Source organism: Pseudomonas rhizosphaerae (genome assembly GCF_000761155.1).
Lineage (GTDB): Bacteria > Pseudomonadota > Gammaproteobacteria > Pseudomonadales > Pseudomonadaceae > Aquipseudomonas > Aquipseudomonas rhizosphaerae.
Map to the genome: position 1 here is coordinate 3114491 of NZ_CP009533.1, position 16487 is coordinate 3130977.

General features: G+C 62.7%; 16 protein-coding genes and 1 pseudogene. 2 read left to right on the forward strand and 15 right to left on the reverse strand.

Annotated features, from left to right (window positions below; translation table 11 throughout):
* Positions 1-169 precede the first annotated feature (169 nt).
* The 9 genes and pseudogenes from hflC to LT40_RS13835 all read right to left on the reverse strand — a co-directional run.
* A complete protein-coding gene (gene hflC, locus LT40_RS13795) occupies positions 170-1039 on the reverse strand; it encodes a protease modulator HflC (protein ID WP_043191139.1) in 870 nt (289 codons plus the stop codon).
* Positions 1039-2223 carry an FtsH protease activity modulator HflK gene (hflK, locus tag LT40_RS13800; RefSeq protein WP_043191141.1) on the reverse strand — a complete coding sequence of 395 codons (1185 nt, stop codon included), beginning with the start codon at positions 2221-2223 and terminating at the stop codon, positions 1039-1041. The genes hflC and hflK overlap by 1 nt, the downstream gene beginning before the upstream one ends.
* A gap of 96 nt (positions 2224-2319) precedes the next feature.
* Positions 2320-3621, reverse strand: coding sequence for a ribosome rescue GTPase HflX (hflX, locus tag LT40_RS13805; RefSeq protein ID WP_043191142.1), 1302 nt, complete (start codon positions 3619-3621; stop codon positions 2320-2322).
* A gap of 12 nt (positions 3622-3633) precedes the next feature.
* Positions 3634-3894: an RNA chaperone Hfq gene (gene hfq / locus LT40_RS13810; protein ID WP_043191144.1), complete on the reverse strand. Its 261-nt coding sequence runs from the start codon at positions 3892-3894 to the stop codon at positions 3634-3636.
* A gap of 94 nt (positions 3895-3988) precedes the next feature.
* Entirely contained in the window at positions 3989-4960 is a 972-nt protein-coding gene (gene miaA, locus LT40_RS13815; protein WP_043191147.1) for a tRNA (adenosine(37)-N6)-dimethylallyltransferase MiaA, read from the reverse strand.
* Positions 4961-4963: 3 nt separating this feature from the next.
* Entirely contained in the window at positions 4964-6859 is a 1896-nt protein-coding gene (gene mutL, locus LT40_RS13820; RefSeq protein WP_043191150.1) for a DNA mismatch repair endonuclease MutL, read from the reverse strand.
* Entirely contained in the window at positions 6859-8268 is a 1410-nt protein-coding gene (locus LT40_RS13825; RefSeq protein WP_043191153.1) for an N-acetylmuramoyl-L-alanine amidase, read from the reverse strand. Before LT40_RS13825 ends, mutL begins: the two co-directional genes overlap by 1 nt.
* Positions 8269-8284: 16 nt before the next feature.
* Positions 8285-8755, reverse strand: coding sequence for a tRNA (adenosine(37)-N6)-threonylcarbamoyltransferase complex ATPase subunit type 1 TsaE (gene tsaE / locus LT40_RS13830; RefSeq protein WP_043191156.1), 471 nt, complete (start codon positions 8753-8755; stop codon positions 8285-8287).
* Positions 8743-9549: pseudogene (locus LT40_RS13835) on the reverse strand (NAD(P)H-hydrate dehydratase); the annotation flags it as partial. The pseudogene LT40_RS13835 and the gene tsaE, both read right to left, overlap by 13 nt.
* Before the next feature lie 141 nt (positions 9550-9690).
* On the opposite strand from LT40_RS13835, the gene queG reads away from it, so the two are divergent.
* A complete protein-coding gene (gene queG, locus LT40_RS13840; protein ID WP_043191157.1) occupies positions 9691-10761 on the forward strand; it encodes a tRNA epoxyqueuosine(34) reductase QueG in 1071 nt (356 codons plus the stop codon).
* Here queG and LT40_RS13845 read toward each other — a convergent pair.
* The 6 genes from LT40_RS13845 to LT40_RS13870 all read right to left on the reverse strand — a co-directional run bounded on the left by LT40_RS13845 (position 10746) and on the right by LT40_RS13870 (position 15142).
* Positions 10746-11354, reverse strand: coding sequence for a trimeric intracellular cation channel family protein (locus LT40_RS13845; RefSeq protein WP_043191159.1), 609 nt, complete (start codon positions 11352-11354; stop codon positions 10746-10748). The two genes, queG and LT40_RS13845, sit on opposite strands and share 16 nt — an antisense overlap.
* A gap of 108 nt (positions 11355-11462) precedes the next feature.
* Positions 11463-12542: a 2Fe-2S iron-sulfur cluster-binding protein gene (locus LT40_RS13850; protein WP_052393432.1), complete on the reverse strand. Its 1080-nt coding sequence runs from the start codon at positions 12540-12542 to the stop codon at positions 11463-11465.
* On the reverse strand, positions 12543-13445 hold the full coding sequence (locus tag LT40_RS13855) for a diiron oxygenase (RefSeq protein WP_043191162.1): 903 nt from the start codon (positions 13443-13445) through the stop codon (positions 12543-12545).
* A 60-nt stretch (positions 13446-13505) separates the two neighbouring features.
* A complete protein-coding gene (locus LT40_RS13860; RefSeq protein ID WP_043191165.1) occupies positions 13506-13733 on the reverse strand; it encodes a hypothetical protein in 228 nt (75 codons plus the stop codon).
* Between the two features lie 6 nt (positions 13734-13739).
* Positions 13740-14447, reverse strand: a complete 708-nt coding sequence (locus LT40_RS13865; RefSeq protein WP_197982678.1) for an MOSC domain-containing protein — start codon at positions 14445-14447, stop codon at positions 13740-13742.
* Entirely contained in the window at positions 14444-15142 is a 699-nt protein-coding gene (locus tag LT40_RS13870) for a glutamine amidotransferase (RefSeq protein ID WP_043191168.1), read from the reverse strand. Before LT40_RS13870 ends, LT40_RS13865 begins: the two co-directional genes overlap by 4 nt.
* A 28-nt stretch (positions 15143-15170) precedes the next feature.
* Between LT40_RS13870 and LT40_RS13875 the strand changes: the two genes are divergently transcribed.
* The gene (locus LT40_RS13875) at positions 15171-16481 is read left to right on the forward strand and encodes an aminotransferase class I/II-fold pyridoxal phosphate-dependent enzyme (protein WP_043191170.1); all 1311 of its coding nucleotides are present in this window, start codon (positions 15171-15173) and stop codon (positions 16479-16481) included.
* Positions 16482-16487: the final 6 nt, after the last annotated feature.

Below are 16487 nucleotides of genomic sequence, written 5' to 3' on the forward strand. Positions count from 1 at the left end.
CACCGCAAGCATGTCGCGGGGCAATGTCCTCATGAACCGGGCCTATGAATCGGCCAATCGATCTTGCAGACGCAAAAAAGCCGGGAATTTCCCGGCTGCCGCATCATACACACGTTTCGCCGATCGTTCACCCCGCCGAACGGTTAAACCGCCCGGCGGGGAAAGCCGATCAGGGCTTGTACTTCTCCATGAAGCGGAAGAAATCGCTCTTGGAGTCCAGCACCATCACGTCGCTCTTGTTGGCGAAGCTCTGGCGGTACGCCTGCAGGCTGCGGAAGAAGGAATAGAATTCCTGATCCTGGCCATAAGCCTGGGCGTAGATGGACGCCGCTTGCGCATCACCGTCACCGCGCGCTTCCTCGGACTCACGATAGGCTTCGGCGAGCAGAACACGACGCTGGCGATCGGCATCGGCACGGATGCCTTCGGCCAGTTCGTTACCCTTGGCACGGTGCTCGCGCGCCTCGCGCTCACGCTCGGTGCTCATGCGCTCGAACACGCTGCGGTTGACTTCCTTGGGCAGGTCGATGGCCTTGACGCGCACGTCGATGACTTCGATCCCCAGCTCCTTGTCTGCCATGCGGTTGAGCGACGTGGTGATGTCGGACATCAACGCGTCACGCTCACCCGATACCACCTCGTGCAGGGTGCGCTTGCCGAACTGGTCGCGCAGGCCCGATTCCAGACGACGCGACAGACGCTCGTCGGCGATCTGCTTCATGCCGGAAGTGGCCGTGTAGTAGCGCTCGGCATCCTTCACGCGCCATTTGGCGTAGGCGTCGACCATCACCGCTTTCTTCTCCAGGGTCAGGAACCGCTGGGTCGGGGCGTCGAGGGTCATCAGCCGTGCGTCGAACTTGCGCACCTGGTTGACGTACGGCAGCTTCACATGCAGGCCAGGCTGGACATCGGCCTGGACCACGCGACCGAATTGCAGCAGGACCGCACGTTCGGTTTGCGCCACGATGTAGAAGCAGTTCCATGCTGCCACCGCCAGGACGACGGCGACGATCAGGGCGATCACAGATTTATTGCCCATCAGCGACTCTCCCTTGAACGCATTTCACGCTGTTGCTGCTGCAGGTCGGCTGCGGCGCGTGCGCCGGCGGCGTCGCTCGCCGATGAAGGCGTGGCAGCGGCGGGCGTGGTGCTGTTGTTGCGGTCACCACCGACCATCTTGTCCAGCGGCAGGTAGATCAGGTTGTTCTGACCTTCCTTGCTGGCCACCAGCACCTTGCTGGTGTTGCTGTAGACGTCCTGCATGGTTTCCAGGTACAGGCGCTGGCGGGTCACGTCGGGCGCCTTGCGGTACTCGGTGACCAGCTTGGTGAAGCGATCGGCCTCACCCTTGGCGCGCGATACGACTTCGTCACGGTAACCGTTGGCATCCTCGATAATGCGCTGGGCCTGACCACGAGCCTCGGGAATCACGCCGTTGGCATAGCCTTCAGCCTGGTTGCGCGAGCGCTGTTCGTCTTCACGGGCACGAATCACGTCGTCGAAGGCTTCCTGCACTTCACGCGGGGCCGCCGCGCTCTGTACGTTGACCTGGGTGACGGTGATACCGGTCTGGTAGGTGTCGAGGAAACGCTGCAGGCGCTCCTTGATCTCGCCGGCCATCTGCTCGCGGCCTTCGGTCAGCACCTGGTCCATGGCGGTGGAGCCCACCACATGGCGCAGCGCACTGTCGGTGGCATGCTGCAGGCTGATTTCAGGCTGGTCGACGCGCAGGACGAAGTCCTGCAGGTTGGTGATCTTGTACTGCACGGTCAGCGGCACCTCGACGATGTTCTCGTCTTCGGTGAGCATCTGGCCCTGCTTGGTATACGAACGCTCGCGCGTGACGTTTTCCAGGTACTTGCGATCGATCGGCGGGAAGTAGATGTTCAGGCCTGGACCCACGGTTTCGTAGTACTTGCCGAAGCGCAACACCACGGCCTGCTCCTGCTCGTCGACCACGTACACCGCGCTGTACAGCCAGATAGCGCCGAGCACGGCAAGGCCGATGCCCAACAGGCCGAGACCACCGCCCTTGGACGTGCCTCCCCCGTCGCCACCGCCACCTGTGCGTTTCTTTCCACCGCCGAACAAACCGTTCAGGCTGTCCTGCAGCTTGCGGAAGGCCTCGTCGAGATCCGGTGGCCCCTTGCGGTCGCCTCCACGGCGTTTACCACCCCAAGGATCTTGATTGTTCGAGTTGCCACCCGGCTCATTCCAAGCCATAGCGCTCTCCATCTGATAAAGCAAAGACGCACCCACGGCGCGCCGACCAATGCTACAGAATGCCCGACATGACAGCACAGCTGCCACGTCAGGCTTTTATTGCAAAGTGTGTTGCTCGATGAATTCAGCGGGCTCCATGCCTTCGCGACTGACCAGGCGATTGAGCTCCGCACGCGGCAGGCGGATTGCCAGCAGACTGCCACCTTGCTCATCATGCGCTTCGCTTTGCACCGCGCCCAGCGAAAACAGCTGGGCACGCAGACGGCCAAGGTTCTGGCCCAACTGCAGCGTCCCGACGAACAGGTCTTCGCCCAGCAATTCGGCGACCGCCTGCTTGATCAGCTCAAGACCGCGGCCATCGCGCGCCGACACCCAGACCCGTACGGGCTTGCCGTCCGCATCGCGCTGTATCTGCGGCTCGACGCCCTCGAGCAGATCGAGTTTGTTATACACCTCGAGGATCGGCAAGCCTTGCGCGCCGATCTCGGTAAGGACCGCCATGACCTGCTCGATCTGCGCCATGCGCTCGGGCTCATGGGCGTCGATCACATGCAGCAGCAGGTCGGAGTTGCTCGATTCCTCGAGGGTGGCACGGAACGCTTCGACCAGCTTGTGCGGCAGGTGCCGAATGAAGCCCACCGTGTCGGCCAGGATCACTGGCCCCAGGTCGTTCAACTCGAGCCGGCGCAAGGTCGGGTCGAGGGTGGCGAACAACTGGTCGGCCGCGTACACCTCGGAACGGGTGACGGCGTTGAACAGGGTCGATTTGCCGGCGTTGGTGTAGCCCACCAGGGACACCGATGGAATATCGGCACGCCGACGTCCGCGACGGGCCTGCTCGCGCTGACTGCGCACTTTTTCCAGGCGCTGCTTGATCTGGCGCAGGCGTACCCGCAGCAGGCGCCGGTCGGTTTCCAGCTGGGTTTCACCCGGACCGCGCAGGCCGATACCACCGCCCTGGCGCTCCAGGTGAGTCCAGCCGCGAACCAGCCGTGTACTCATGTGCTCGAGCTGGGCCAGTTCGACCTGCAGCTTGCCTTCATGGGTACGAGCGCGTTGCGCGAAGATATCCAGGATCAGACCGGTACGGTCCAGCACGCGGCACTCGAAGACCTTCTCGAGGTTGCGTTCCTGGCTGGGTGTGAGGGTGTGATTGAAGATCACCAGATCCGCGTGTTCGGTCTTGACCTGATCACGCAGTTCCTCGACCTTGCCACTGCCGATCAGAAATTTGGCACTGGGCCGATGACGGGCGACATTGACGAATGCAACAGTCTCGGCGCCGGCCGAAATGGCCAGCTCCTGAAACTCCTGCGGGTCTTCACGCGCCTCAGGGTCCTGACCGTCCAGATGAACGAGGATCGCTCGCTCACCACCACCGTGGCGCTCAAAGAACAAGGCAGACTCCTATCAAGCGTTACCTGGGTCGGTGTCGCCCTGCTCGGATTCGGTCGCGCTGGGCAGACGAATCGGACGCACCGGTACAACCGTGGAAATTGCATGTTTGTAGACCATCTGGCTGACAGTGTTCTTCAGCAGGATGACGAACTGGTCGAACGATTCGATCTGGCCCTGCAACTTGATACCGTTCACCAGATAGATCGAGACGCCGACCTTCTCTTTACGCAAGGTGTTCAAGTAAGGGTCTTGTAGCGAATGCCCTTTTGACATGTGCCGCACTCCTTTAAGGATCAATAGTGGAAAAGCTGTAAAAAGATAAAGGCTCTGACCGTCAGACCCCAAGGATAGACGGCAATTGCGGGACTCAGCTCAATATGGAGGCCGAGCCCAGGTATTTCAAGGCGCGAGACAGATTGTCGCCCGCCAGACTGTCGAGCCAGTGCAGATCGGCCCAACCGCGCAACCAGGTGAACTGCCGCTTGGCCAATTGGCGCGTGGCGATGATGCCGCGTTCGCGCATCTGCACCTCGGTCAGCTTGCCATCCAGATGATCCCAGACTTGCCGATAGCCTACCGCTCGTATAGACGCAAGCCCTGCATGCAAGTCACTTCGAGCACGCAAGGCAGTGACCTCATCAACGAAGCCTTGTTCCAGCATTTGTTCGAAACGCAGGGCAATTCGCTCATGCAGCACCGAACGGTCAGTAGGCGCGATGGCCAGGTTGGCCACAGTATAGGGCAATTGCCCGCTTGCCAATGCGCCTGGTTCGGTACTTTGCGCAGATTGTCGCGCACGCAGCTCGGTCATGCTCGACCCGCTCACGCGGTACACCTCGAGTGCCCGGACCAGCCGTTGCGGATCGTTGGGATGAATGCGCGCGGCGGATACCGGGTCGATCGCCGCGAGCTGGTCGTGCAACGCCTGCCAGCCGTCGCGAGCGGCCTGCGCTTCCAGGTCGGCGCGCACCTGCGCATCGGCGCCGGGCATGTCTGCCAGCCCTTCGAGCAGGGCCTTGAAATACAGCATGGTGCCGCCCACCAGCAGCGGAATGTTGCCGCGCGCGGTGATCTGCGCCATGGCCTGCAGCGCGTCGCGGCGAAAGTCGGCGGCGCTGTAGCTTTGCGCCGGGTCAAGGATATCGATCAGAGCATGTGGGTGGGCTTCCAGCACTGCGGGCGACGGCTTGGCCGTGCCGATGTCCATGCCGCGGTAGACCAGCGCCGAGTCGACGCTGATCAGCTCGCACGGCAACACCTTGCTCAGCTCGATAGCGAGATCGGTCTTGCCGGCGGCAGTAGGCCCCATGAGGAAGATCGCCGGAGGTAGGCCACTCATCGATCAACGTCCGCGCAGGAAAAGTTTGTCCAGGTCGTCCAGGCCCATCTGGGTCCAGGTCGGTCGACCATGGTTGCACTGGCCACTGCGCTCGGTGTTTTCCATATCGCGCAGCAGGCCGTTCATCTCCGGGATGGCCAGGCGGCGGTTGGCGCGAATGGCGCCGTGGCAGGCCATGGTGCCCAGCAGTTCGTTGAGGTGGGCCTGGATGCGGTCGCTGGTGCCGTACTCCATGAGGTCGGCCAGCACATCGCCCACCAGGCGATTGGCTTCGGCTTGCTTGAGCAGCGCCGGGATCTGGCGGATGGCCACGGTTTCCGGCCCGAGCCGCTGAAGCTCGAAGCCCAGGCGCTGGAACCAGGCCGCATGCTCTTCGGCACAGTCCGCTTCGCGTTGGCTCATGGCCAGGGACTCGGGCACCAGCAGTGGCTGCCCGCTCAGGCCCTCGTTGGCCATGGCGATCTTCAGGCGCTCGTACATGATGCGCTCGTGCGCTGCATGCATGTCCACCAGGACCAGCCCCTGGGCGTTTTCGGCCAGGATGTAGATGCCTTTGAGCTGCGCCAGCGCGTAGCCCAGCGGGGGAATGTCACCCTGGCTCTGCGGCAGGCTGGGGATCGGCGCAGTGCTGCTGCCTGCAGTGGGCAACGGCGCGAAGAATTCCCGATAGGCGCTTTGCGCCTCGGCCACCGGCAAGGCGGCGGTCGGCCGCGGCGTATACGAGTAACCGCCACCGGAACCACCGTTCGACTGCGGCGCAGCCATGGGCGGCTGCAGCAGGTTCGCCGACAGGCCCATTTCACCCTGAGGACCGAACTCGCCGGCCTGGGCGCCACTGGGTCGCGGCGCCTGCGATTGCGTCGGCGCGGTTGCCAACTGGTCTTCGGGACGCACGTCGGCCAGGGCACGGTGCAAGGTGCCATAGAGAAAGTCGTGCACCATGCGCCCGTCGCGAAAGCGCACTTCATGCTTGGTGGGGTGCACGTTGACGTCGACCACCGCTGGGTCGACTTCCAGGAACAGGACAAACGTCGGATGGCGACCGTTGAACAGCACGTCGCGGTAGGCCTGCCGTACGGCGTGGGCGACCAGCTTGTCGCGCACCGCTCGGCCGTTGACGAAGAAGTACTGCAAGTCGGCCTGGCTGCGGGAAAACGTCGGCAAGCCCACCCAGCCCCACAGGCGCAAGCCGTTGCGATCGACCTCGATCGGCATGGCCTGTTCGAGAAACGCCGGCCCGCAGACTGCGGCGACCCTGCGTGCGCGGGCGGTTTCGTCATGGGCTTCGTGCAGGCCGAGGATGCTCTTGCCATTGTGCCGCAGGTGAAAGCCGACATCGAAACGGGCCAGTGCCAGGCGCTTGATGACTTCCTGCAGATGATCGAACTCGGTCTTCTCGGTCTTGAGAAACTTGCGCCGTGCCGGGGTGTTGAAGAACAGGTCGCGAACCTCGACCGAGGTGCCCACCGGGTGCGCGGCAGGCTGCACGCGGGCATCCATGTCGCGGCCTTCGGTTTCGACCTGCCAGGCCTGGTCGGCCGCCGCGGTGCGGGAGGTCAGGGTCAGGCGCGCCACCGAACTGATCGAAGCCAGCGCTTCGCCGCGAAAGCCCAGGCTCATCACGCGCTCCAGATCTTCCAGGTCGCGAATCTTGCTGGTGGCATGACGCGCCAAAGCCAGCGGCAGATCGTCGGCCGAGATACCGCTGCCATCGTCGCGCACGCGCAGCAACTTGACGCCACCCTGCTCGACTTCGATGTCGATGCGGCGAGCGCCCGAATCCAGGCTGTTTTCCAGCAGTTCCTTGATCACCGAGGCCGGGCGTTCGACCACCTCGCCGGCAGCGATCTGGTTGGCGAGCCGCGGGCTGAGCAGCTCGATACGAGATGATTCAACCATTACTGGGACGCCAGGGCAGTGCTGGGGATGGTGACTTCCTGGCCAATTTTCAGTTCATCGGTTTTCAAGTCATTGGCGCTGCGCAAGGTAGCGATGCCCAGGTCGTAGCGGGCGGCCAGCATGGCCAGGGTTTCGCCGGGACGCACCACGTGGGTGCTGGGGCCGCGAGCGATCTTGCCGGTGTCACGCAGCCAGGCCATGTAGGTCCCTGGCGGCGGGTTCTGCTGGAAGAACTGCTTCACACCGGTGCGGATCGAGCGCGCCAGCGCTTGCTGGTGACCCGAGCTCTGCAGTTTGTTGGCTTCGTTGGAATTGGAAATGAACCCGGTTTCCACCAGAATCGAAGGAATGTCGGGGGATTTCAATACCATGAACCCGGCCTGCTCGACACGGCGCTTGTGCAGCGGCGTCACCTGGCCGATGTTGCTCAACACCTTCTGGCCCACGTTGAGGCTGGAGGTCAGCGAGGCGGTCATCGACAGGTCCAGCAGCACACCAGCGAGCATGCGGTCCTTGTCATCCAGGCTGACGTTGCCGGCGCCACCGATCAAGTCGGAACGGTTTTCGGTGTCGGCCAGCCAGCGCGCGGTTTCAGAGGTGGCGCCACGCTCGGACAAGGCGAACACCGACGCACCGAAAGCCGCCGAGGATGGCGCGGCATCGGCGTGGATGGAAACGAACAGGTCGGCGCCCTTCTTGCGGGCGATTTCAGTGCGCCCGCGCAGCGGAATGAAGTAGTCGCCGGTACGCGTCAGCTCGGCGCGGAAGCCTTGTTCGGCGTTGATCTGGCGTTGCAGCTCCTTGGCGATCTGCAACACCACGTCTTTTTCGTGTTGCCCGCGCGGGCCCGAGGCGCCCGGGTCTTCGCCGCCATGACCAGCATCGATGGCAATGACGATATCGCGCTTGCCATTGGGCACCGGGGTCAACTTGATGGCCGGGCGAGTCGGCGTGACCGGCACCGCCGGCGTGGTAGCGACGACCGGCTGGGACGGCGTAGGCTCGGCATCGGCTGCCGAGTCGAACAAGTCCACCACCAGACGGTTGCCGTATTGCTGGTTGGGCGCCAGGGTGAAGCTCTTGGGGGTAATGGCCTTTTTCAGGTCGACCACGACGCGCAGATCGGTAGGTGTGCGCTGCGCCGAGCGCACACTGGTGACGGGGGAATCGCCAGGGGCCACGCTCAATGGGCCCGCCGCGGTTGCGCCGTTGATGTCGATCACCAGTCGGTCGGGCGACGACAGCGTGAACACGCTGTGCTGGACCGGACCGGTGAGGTCGAAGACCAGCCGGGTGTTGTCCGGCGCTCGCCACAAGCGCACGCTCTTGACTTGTGTAGCGGCCACGGCATTGACGACAAAACCCGTCAACATCAGACCAACGACCGCGACCAGCGCGCGAATGCGCATACCTAACCCCATCAAATTATTTGGATTTCTGTGCCACAGCGGCACACCAGGACGCACCGCGTGGGCCCTGTGGCGATAACTTCAACAGCCTTCCGGCCGCTTGCGGGCTTATGGTAATGGTCAGGTCAGGCTTTGGCAAAAAGCCCGCGCCCTGTTGGGGCCACTCGATCAAGCACAAGGCGTCTTCTTCAAAGTAGTCGCGGATGCCCAGATACTCCAATTCTTCAGGATCAACAAGGCGATAGAGGTCGAAGTGAAAGGCTTTTATAGCCCCGATTTCGTAAGGTTCGACCAGGGTGAAGGTCGGGCTCTTGACCGCCCCTACGTGCCCGAGACCGCGGATCAGGCCCCGGGAAAAGGTGGTTTTGCCAGCGCCCAGATCGCCTTCCAGAAAGATCAGCCCATGGCCCTGGGTGACCTCTGCCATGCGCGCACCGAACGCGACCATCGCATCCTCGCCTTCGATGAAAAGTTCTACTTCAGACACGGATAGTGCTCCTCGAGCAACTGACGAATGGCAGGGATCAGATCGCTGGCCGCCAGGCCGCGGCCGCCCTCGCCCGACCGTTCTCCGGCGCAGGCGTGCAGCCACACGCCCAGGCAGGCCGCATCGTAGCCGTCCAGACCCTGGGCACGCAGCGCACCGATCAGCCCGGCGAGGACATCGCCCAGCCCGCCGGTGGCCATGGCCGGGTGACCGTGCTCGCAAATCGCCAGGCGACCGTCGGGCGCCGCGATCAGGCTGCCGGCGCCCTTGAGCACGCACACCGCCGCGTATTGCCGGGCCAGGCGCTGGGCTGCAGCGGGGCGGTCTTCCTGGACCTGCGCGGTGGAAATGCCGAGCAACCGCGCCGCTTCACCGGGGTGCGGGGTCAGCACCGCATCGGCGGGCAGCGTCACGGCGCCCTGGGCCAACTGGTTCAGCGCATCGGCGTCCCACACCTGGGGCTTGTCCTGGCTGGCTGCGACCGACAGCAGGCTGCGGCCCCAACCGGCCTGGCCCAGGCCGGGTCCGACCACCAGCACGGTAGCGGCCTCGGCCATTGGCAGGAGCTGATTGGCCGAGGCGATATCGGCCACCATCACTTCCGGCAGGCGCGCCAGCGCCGGCGCCACGTGCTCGCCGCGGGTGGCCAGCGAGACCATGCCGGCCCCGCTGCGCAGCGCGCTTTGGGCGCTGAGCAGTGCCGCGCCGCCGGTACCGTGGTCGCCGCCGATCACCAGCACACGGCCGTACATGCCCTTGTGCGCATCCATCGGCCGCGCCGACAGGACCGGCAAGGTGGCCGGGTTGAGGGCCACGGCGGCCGCTGGCTGGCTGTGCACTACGTCGGGTATTTGCGTGTCTGGCGGCATGCTTGAACCTTTGCTGTCGATGTCTGGCAGAATTATACCCACCTCCGCACCGGTTTCCTCGCTCGCATGTCTGCTCCCACCATCGACCTTCCCGCCCTGGCGCTCTCCATCAAGCAATGGGGGCGCGAACTGGGTTTCCAGCAAGTCGGCATCGCCGGCCTGGACCTGGCCGAGCATGAACAACACCTGGAGCGCTGGCTGGAGTCTGGCTACCATGGCGAAATGGACTACATGGCTGCCCATGGCAGCAAGCGTTCACATCCCGAACAGCTGGTGCCCGGCACTTTGCGCGTCGTTTCGCTGCGCATGGACTACCTGCCTGGCGACACGCACATGGCGCAACGCCTGGCCGAGCCGGAAAAAGCCTACGTCTCGCGCTATGCCTTGGGCCGCGACTACCACAAGCTGATCCGCAAGCGGGTGCAGCACCTGGCCGAGCGTATCCAGCAGGACATCGGCCCGTTCGGCTTCCGTGCCTTCGTCGACAGTGCGCCGGTGCTGGAGAAAGCCATCGCGCAGGAGGCGGGGCTAGGCTGGATCGGCAAGAACACGCTGGTCCTCAACCGCAAGGCCGGCAGCTACTTCTTCCTCGCCGAGCTGTTCGTCGACCTGCCGTTGCCGGTCGACGAAGCGCACGCCAGCGAACACTGCGGACGCTGCACGGCCTGCCTGGAGATCTGCCCCACTGCCGCCTTCGTCGGGCCCTATGTACTGGACGCCCGTCGCTGCATCTCCTACCTGACGATCGAGCTCAAGGGTTCCATTCCCACGGAGTTGCGGCCGTTGATCGGCAACCGCGTGTTCGGTTGTGACGATTGCCAGATCGTTTGCCCCTGGAACCGCTTCGCCCGCCCCTCGGGCGAAGGCGATTTCCAGCCGCGGCACCAGCTGGACAACGCCGAATTGGCCCAGCTGTTTCTGTGGGACGAAGCGCACTTCCTGAGCAGCACCGAAGGCTCGCCCCTGCGCCGCGCCGGTTACGAGCGCTTCCTGCGCAACCTGGCAGTCGGTTTGGGCAACGCGCCGTCGAGCATCCCGGTACTCGAAGCCCTGAAGACGCGCCGCGAACACCCCAGCGAGCTGGTCCGCGAACACGTCGAATGGGCCCTGGCGGCCCATGCTCAACGGTCGTCGTAGACGAACTTGGGCATTTCCCAGTGGAAGCGAATAGCCAACAGGCGCAGCAGGAAGCCACCGAACAAGGTGATCGACAGCGCCTGGATTGGCACCAGCTCCAGGTAGGTGCAGCCCAGAAAGCACCAGGCCGAGGCGAATGAAACGCTGGCATACAGCTCACGGCGGAACACCAGGGGAATGTCGTTGCAGAGGATGTCACGCAGAATGCCACCGAAGACCCCGGTAATCATGCCGCTGATGGACGCCACCAGATAATCGTGACCCAGCTCCAGGGCGGTCATGGTGCCGATCAGCGTGAACGCCACCAGCCCCAGCGCATCGAGCACCAGAAACAGCGAGCGCAAGCGGCGCATGAGCGGCGCGATGAAGATCGTGACCAACGCCGCAACACTGGTCAGCACCAGATATTCAGGGTGCTTGACCCACGTCAGCGGGTAGTGCCCCAGCAACACATCGCGCATCGAGCCGCCGCCCAATGCCGTCACACAGGCGATCAGCACCACGCCGAACCAGTCCATCCCGCGCCGTCCTGCAGACAAGGCGCCGGTCATGGCTTCAGCGGTGATGGCGATCAGGTAGAGGGTCAGTAGCATGGGAATCAAGGGCCAAAAGACGAGGGGTGTGATGGGAGCGGTATCGACTCGAGCACGTGCGCCGCGATGAGCTCCCATGATACCGGGCACGCTCTCGCGCTGTCCGCTTCACGATCTCTGGATGCACAGAGTGAGTTCATCGCCCATAGGATAACTGCAGCAGGCCAAAGCGTACCCAGCTGCGTGCTGCTGTGCACTCAAGGCAAAATCCGCCTCGCGACGACATTCCCCTTTCAGAACCTTGATCTTGCAGGCGCCACAGATTCCGGCACGACACTGACTGCGCACTTTCTGGCCTTGGGCTTCCAATTGCTCAAGCAGGGTCAATGAATGGACCGCGTCGAACTCGACCCCTGACGCGGGTATCTTCATGCGTACCGTGCCAGGGTTGCCCTGATCCGAGGGCAGCGGCGAATCGGGCGGGCCGAATGCTTCGATGAAGTAACGGGCAGCACCCTGTCGAACCGTCATGGCCTGGTGCATTTCGCGGACAAATGCCTGGCTACCGCAAATCACCACGCCCTGCGGCGTGTCCAGGGCATCCAGTACGGCTTGGCTTGGACGCCCCCTCCACACGCATCCTTTGTCTTGATACACCGACTGCCGGGTGACATGGATGCGCAAGGTGAACCATTGTTCGCAAAGCTCCAGGGCCATCAATTCGGCAAAGCAAGGCACGGTTTCCAGGGAGGGCGTGCACAACAGCAATGTAGTCCGTGGCACTTGGCGGCCTTGCCGCGCCCACTGCCTGAATTCGCGTATCAATGCCCAAGGCAAGGTAAAACCGATACCACCGGCCAACAGCGCCACGCTATCCAGGCCGGACATCCGTTGCGCCGTGATATCACCTGCAACACCCACGCAACGCACCAAGGCGCCGACCATCAAATGGCTGAACATCGCCTCTGACAACCCCATGGAAGGGACCCGCTGGACGATGATCTCGACTTGCCAGCGGGTAGGACATGCAACTATCGAATAGCAGGCCTTGCGAACTTGACCGGTAGCACCTGCGTATTCAAGTATCAGGTAGCGGCCTGGGACATATTCCTCTGCACGTTGCTCATCGAGTACCGTGAAGACAAACCTTTTAACGTTCTCTGCAACATCGCACACCCCATCACAGCGCAGAAAACCTGACGCGGCCGGTTCCACGGCAGATGAATCGCTGTTGGCCAAAAGTGCCATCTACTGCAGACCTATACGTGCGAGCAGACTGGAAACCGACTCGGTGTAGATTTCTACTTCGCTTGATCGGGAACATTCCAGAAGCATTGCCTCATGCCCCTGGAATCCTGCCAGAGGAAGCGCCTGAGCCCAGGCACCCAGTTCGTTGTCGGCAAACATCTCCACGGTCTTGGCAATGACAGCGTGCAAGTACGCCCGCTCACGAACGCTGAGCGTATGGACGATATCGCAGGCTACAAAGCTGAAAACACTTGAATGACTCCACTCATCTACTGCGTGAGTACGGGTGACCTCATGACACACGCGCTGGATGGCGTCATCTTCGGACAAGGTTTTGAGATAGTCAGTGATCAAGGTTTCACTGGCACAGGCAATACCGAAGCGTGTCAGCCGCCGCTGCCATTCAGCCGTACACGTAGACAGTATCTGCTCTCGCCAGCGGACGAGATTGAAGTCACTGAAATCGAGGTAGGGCAGCTTTCGGTTCAGATAGATGTAATTGCATGCCGTTATCGACATCTTGGTATGAAGCGCTTCGTCGAGCAGGGCTTCGGACATCACCCGCTGCAGGATTTCACGGTTGCGGGACTCGACAGGCGGCCTCTTGATGATGTCCTCACAGGCGGGTGTCACGATGTCGCATTCGATATAGATGGTTTTGAGGTTATAGATAATCCAGCCATAGGACAGGCATCTGGATTTCATTTCAGCTGACGCCGCTTGCCATGTGGGATGGTTTCTAAAAGGCACCAGCGACTCGCTGAAGTCCAACCTGCCTTGTTCGAAGAGCAGTTCACTATAAGGGGTCGCGTCGTTGTTGACTGCCGCCCTCACGTTCCACAACGAAGATAACTTCTCCAGCATGTTCCTGACGCCATCATGGCTTTCCGGACCCATTTCCATATTCACGTGCTGCGTACCTTTTTACCTATGATGTTCAACCAATGACGCCGTTGACGGCATTCAATTCTTTGCAAACATGCCCTGCGCATACAGCAACCGAATCCCGTCGGGTGTGGATTCCAGCAACCGGCGCTCACCCGTCTTGCGTTGCACATCCACGGTGTAGCCCGCGTCTTCAGGGAAGCGGCGGGTTACATCTGCCAATGCATGCTCGGCAGCCGCATGTTCGATATCGATCTGGCACCAATACGCCCGGTGCAAATGAACGGTGACGCGAAAGTGCTGCATGGTTTTCTATTCTCCTGAAGGTGGGCCCAGCACTCGGCTGGCCCAGTTTTCGACCTGACCCGTCGACAGGCGCCGCTCCACGAGCGCGCGCCAGGAAGGTACGAGCGGCAATTGCGCGAATTGGCTCAACTCATCGACGTTCGGCGAGCGCTGGTACAACAGCGCAATGACTCGGCGCAACGACCACTGGGGGATCGGGCGGTCCTGCAGCACGATGGGGTCGCCTGCTTGCAGGACACCGTCCTCCAGAACTCGGTAATACCAGCCCGTCATTGCACTGGCCTGCATGCGCAAGGCCATATCGCTCACTTCGAAGCGATCGTTGAGCTTCCAGCAGGGCTGGCGCGTCTGGCTGACTTCCAGCAGCACGCTGCCACATCGAAAGATGTCACCCAGGCACACCCGGCTTTCGTCCACACCGACAGTCGACAGGTTTTCGCCGAAAGCACCTGGCTGTGCGAGGCGCGGATGATTACCGATGAGCTGCAACCACGCTTGGTAGTGCTCGAACGGATAGTGGTGGATGGCTTTGTCGGGGCCTCCGTGGATGCGTCGATCCCCCTGCTCATCGCCCATGATACCCAGCGCTGCCACGTCAACCGGCCCGGAGACCGACACCTTGTCGATTCCGGTGAAACTGCCTGGGCGAGTGAAGGGGCGAGACGTACCGGCGAGCACCTGCCGCAACTCGATGACGGGCAGCTCTTCGCTCATCGCAGCCGCGCCAGCCAGTCGGTCAGGATCGCGTCGGCCATCTGTATACCTGCACCGCCCGCGGCCTGAGCCTGGGCGCGCAGTTCGCGGGGGTCGATACGCTGCTGATGCAGCTCGTTGGCATGGCCGACCAGCCAGGCTTCGAGCGCCTGGGGTGCCACTTCGAGATGAAATTGCAGTGCAAGGACCTGATCGCCCACGCTGAATGCCTGATGGGGGCAGGCGTCGGTGGCGGCGAGCCGCACGGCCTGGGCAGGAATGTCGAACTGATCGCCGTGCCAGTGCAACACGGGGGTTCCCCGTGCCAAGGGCGCGAGGACAGAGTTGCGTCCGGCGTCGGTCAACGTGATGGGGCCGAAACCGATTTCCTTGTGGCCCATGGCGGCGACGTTGGCGCCCAGGGCGCGGGCGATCAGCTGTGCGCCCAGGCAGATCCCCAACATGGGTTTGCCGCTGTCCAGGCGTTGGCGGATGAGTTCGAGTTCGTCCAGCAGGAAGGGGTACTGCGCCTCGTCGAAAGCACCGATAGGCCCGCCCAGAATGATCAACAGGTCTGCGGATGTCACATCGAGGGACGCCAGCGGGTGCAATGGCGCCTCTATCATTTTGATTTCATATCCTTCGGCTTCCAGCACCGGGGCCAGACTGCCCAGGTCTTCGAAGGCGATATGCCGCAATACCAACGCACTTTTCATTTATGTACCAATACAATAATATGAATGTATGAATACATTATTGACGAATGCGTCCACTGCCGTCGAGATCGCAAACGCTATCGAGCAGCAGATACGCCAAGGTGATTTGCTTCAAAACGCTTCGCTGCCGTCGGTGCGCGACCTGGCCAGGCAGCTTGCTGTCAGCCCCAATACCGTCGCGGGGGCCTACCGAATGCTGCGCGACAGCGGTCTGGTGACGACCGATGGGCGCCGCGGCACGCGAGTCAGCGAGCCTGCGTCGGCTATCGCCGAACACGGTTTCGTGCTTCCCGCGGGACTGGGCGACATGGCCAGCGGTAATCTGGATGCCGCGCTGCTGCCAACGCCCGATCTCGACTGGCTACGGCGCAACGTCAAACAGAATGGTTTCGACCAGTTCGGCGACGATCCGCAGCTGTTGGGCCTGGCAAGCGACTGGCTCGACAGCCAGCAACTGCCCAACGAGCACGTGGGCGTGTATTGCGGTGCGCTGGACGCTGTCGAGAGAGCGCTGCGCGCACGCTGCCGACCGGGCGCCACGGTGCTGATCGAAGATCCGTGCTGGCCGCCGTTGCGCGACCTGCTGGCCGGGCTGCAGCTCAAGCCAGGGGTACTGGGCATGGACGAGCACGGCGCGCTGGTCCCGGCGGCGGAGGTGCTGCGTGGCGCGGCTGCCGTGGTACTGACGCCCCGCGCGCAGAACCCAACCGGCTGCTCGTTCGATACCCCGCGCTGGCAGCAATGGTCGGCAGCGCTGCAGAACGCTCCGCACACTCTGCTGGTGATCGACGATCACTGGGGGCCGTTGAGCCAGGCGCCGACCATCGAGTTGCAACCGCTTCCACAACATTGGCTCTATGTGCTGTCGACCAGCAAGTTCATCGGGCCCGACCTGCGCGTCTCGATTACGGGCGCCAGTGTTTCACTGCACCGCGAGATGCAACGCCAGCAACGAGTCGGCCCGCGCTGGGTCAGCCTGCTGCTGCAGCGGCTGACTGCTCATCTGTGGAGCACGATGTTGCAAGCGGGCCGCTTGACGGAAGTGGGTGCAGCCTATCGAAGCCGTCGACAATCGCTGGTCGAAGCACTCGAACTCATGGGTGTGAGCCTGTCCAGTTCAGGCGAAGGCCTGCACCTGTGGCTGCCGGTCATTGACGAAACATCGACAGTGCAGGCCCTGGCCTCCACTGGCTGGGCGGTCCAGGGTGGCAGTCCGTTCCGCTTGCAGAGTGGGCCGGCGGTGCGGGTCAGCGTTGGTAATCTGGCTCAAGCGGATATCGAGCGACTGGCCGCCGACATCGCCAGTGCCATGCAGGCACCGCGACGGCGGGTTTATTGAGGGGGC

Bases quoted from the DNA above. Each gene is read 5' to 3' on its own strand.
- hflC (WP_043191139.1), bottom strand. From the start codon at position 1,039: ATGGGCAATAAATCTGTGATCGCCCTGATCGTCGCCGTCGTCCTGGCG.
- hflK (WP_043191141.1), bottom strand. From the start codon at position 2,223: ATGGCTTGGAATGAGCCGGGTGGCAACTCGAACAATCAAGATCCTTGG.
- hfq (WP_043191144.1), bottom strand. From the start codon at position 3,894: ATGTCAAAAGGGCATTCGCTACAAGACCCTTACTTGAACACCTTGCGT.
- miaA (WP_043191147.1), bottom strand. From the start codon at position 4,960: ATGAGTGGCCTACCTCCGGCGATCTTCCTCATGGGGCCTACTGCCGCC.
- mutL (WP_043191150.1), bottom strand. From the start codon at position 6,859: ATGGTTGAATCATCTCGTATCGAGCTGCTCAGCCCGCGGCTCGCCAAC.
- LT40_RS13825 (WP_043191153.1), bottom strand. From the start codon at position 8,268: ATGCGCATTCGCGCGCTGGTCGCGGTCGTTGGTCTGATGTTGACGGGT.
- queG (WP_043191157.1), top strand. From the start codon at position 9,691: ATGTCTGCTCCCACCATCGACCTTCCCGCCCTGGCGCTCTCCATCAAG.
- LT40_RS13845 (WP_043191159.1), bottom strand. From the start codon at position 11,354: ATGCTACTGACCCTCTACCTGATCGCCATCACCGCTGAAGCCATGACC.
- LT40_RS13850 (WP_052393432.1), bottom strand. From the start codon at position 12,542: ATGGCACTTTTGGCCAACAGCGATTCATCTGCCGTGGAACCGGCCGCG.
- LT40_RS13855 (WP_043191162.1), bottom strand. From the start codon at position 13,445: ATGGAAATGGGTCCGGAAAGCCATGATGGCGTCAGGAACATGCTGGAG.
- LT40_RS13860 (WP_043191165.1), bottom strand. From the start codon at position 13,733: ATGCAGCACTTTCGCGTCACCGTTCATTTGCACCGGGCGTATTGGTGC.
- LT40_RS13865 (WP_197982678.1), bottom strand. From the start codon at position 14,447: ATGAGCGAAGAGCTGCCCGTCATCGAGTTGCGGCAGGTGCTCGCCGGT.
- LT40_RS13870 (WP_043191168.1), bottom strand. From the start codon at position 15,142: ATGAAAAGTGCGTTGGTATTGCGGCATATCGCCTTCGAAGACCTGGGC.
- LT40_RS13875 (WP_043191170.1), top strand. From the start codon at position 15,171: ATGAATACATTATTGACGAATGCGTCCACTGCCGTCGAGATCGCAAAC.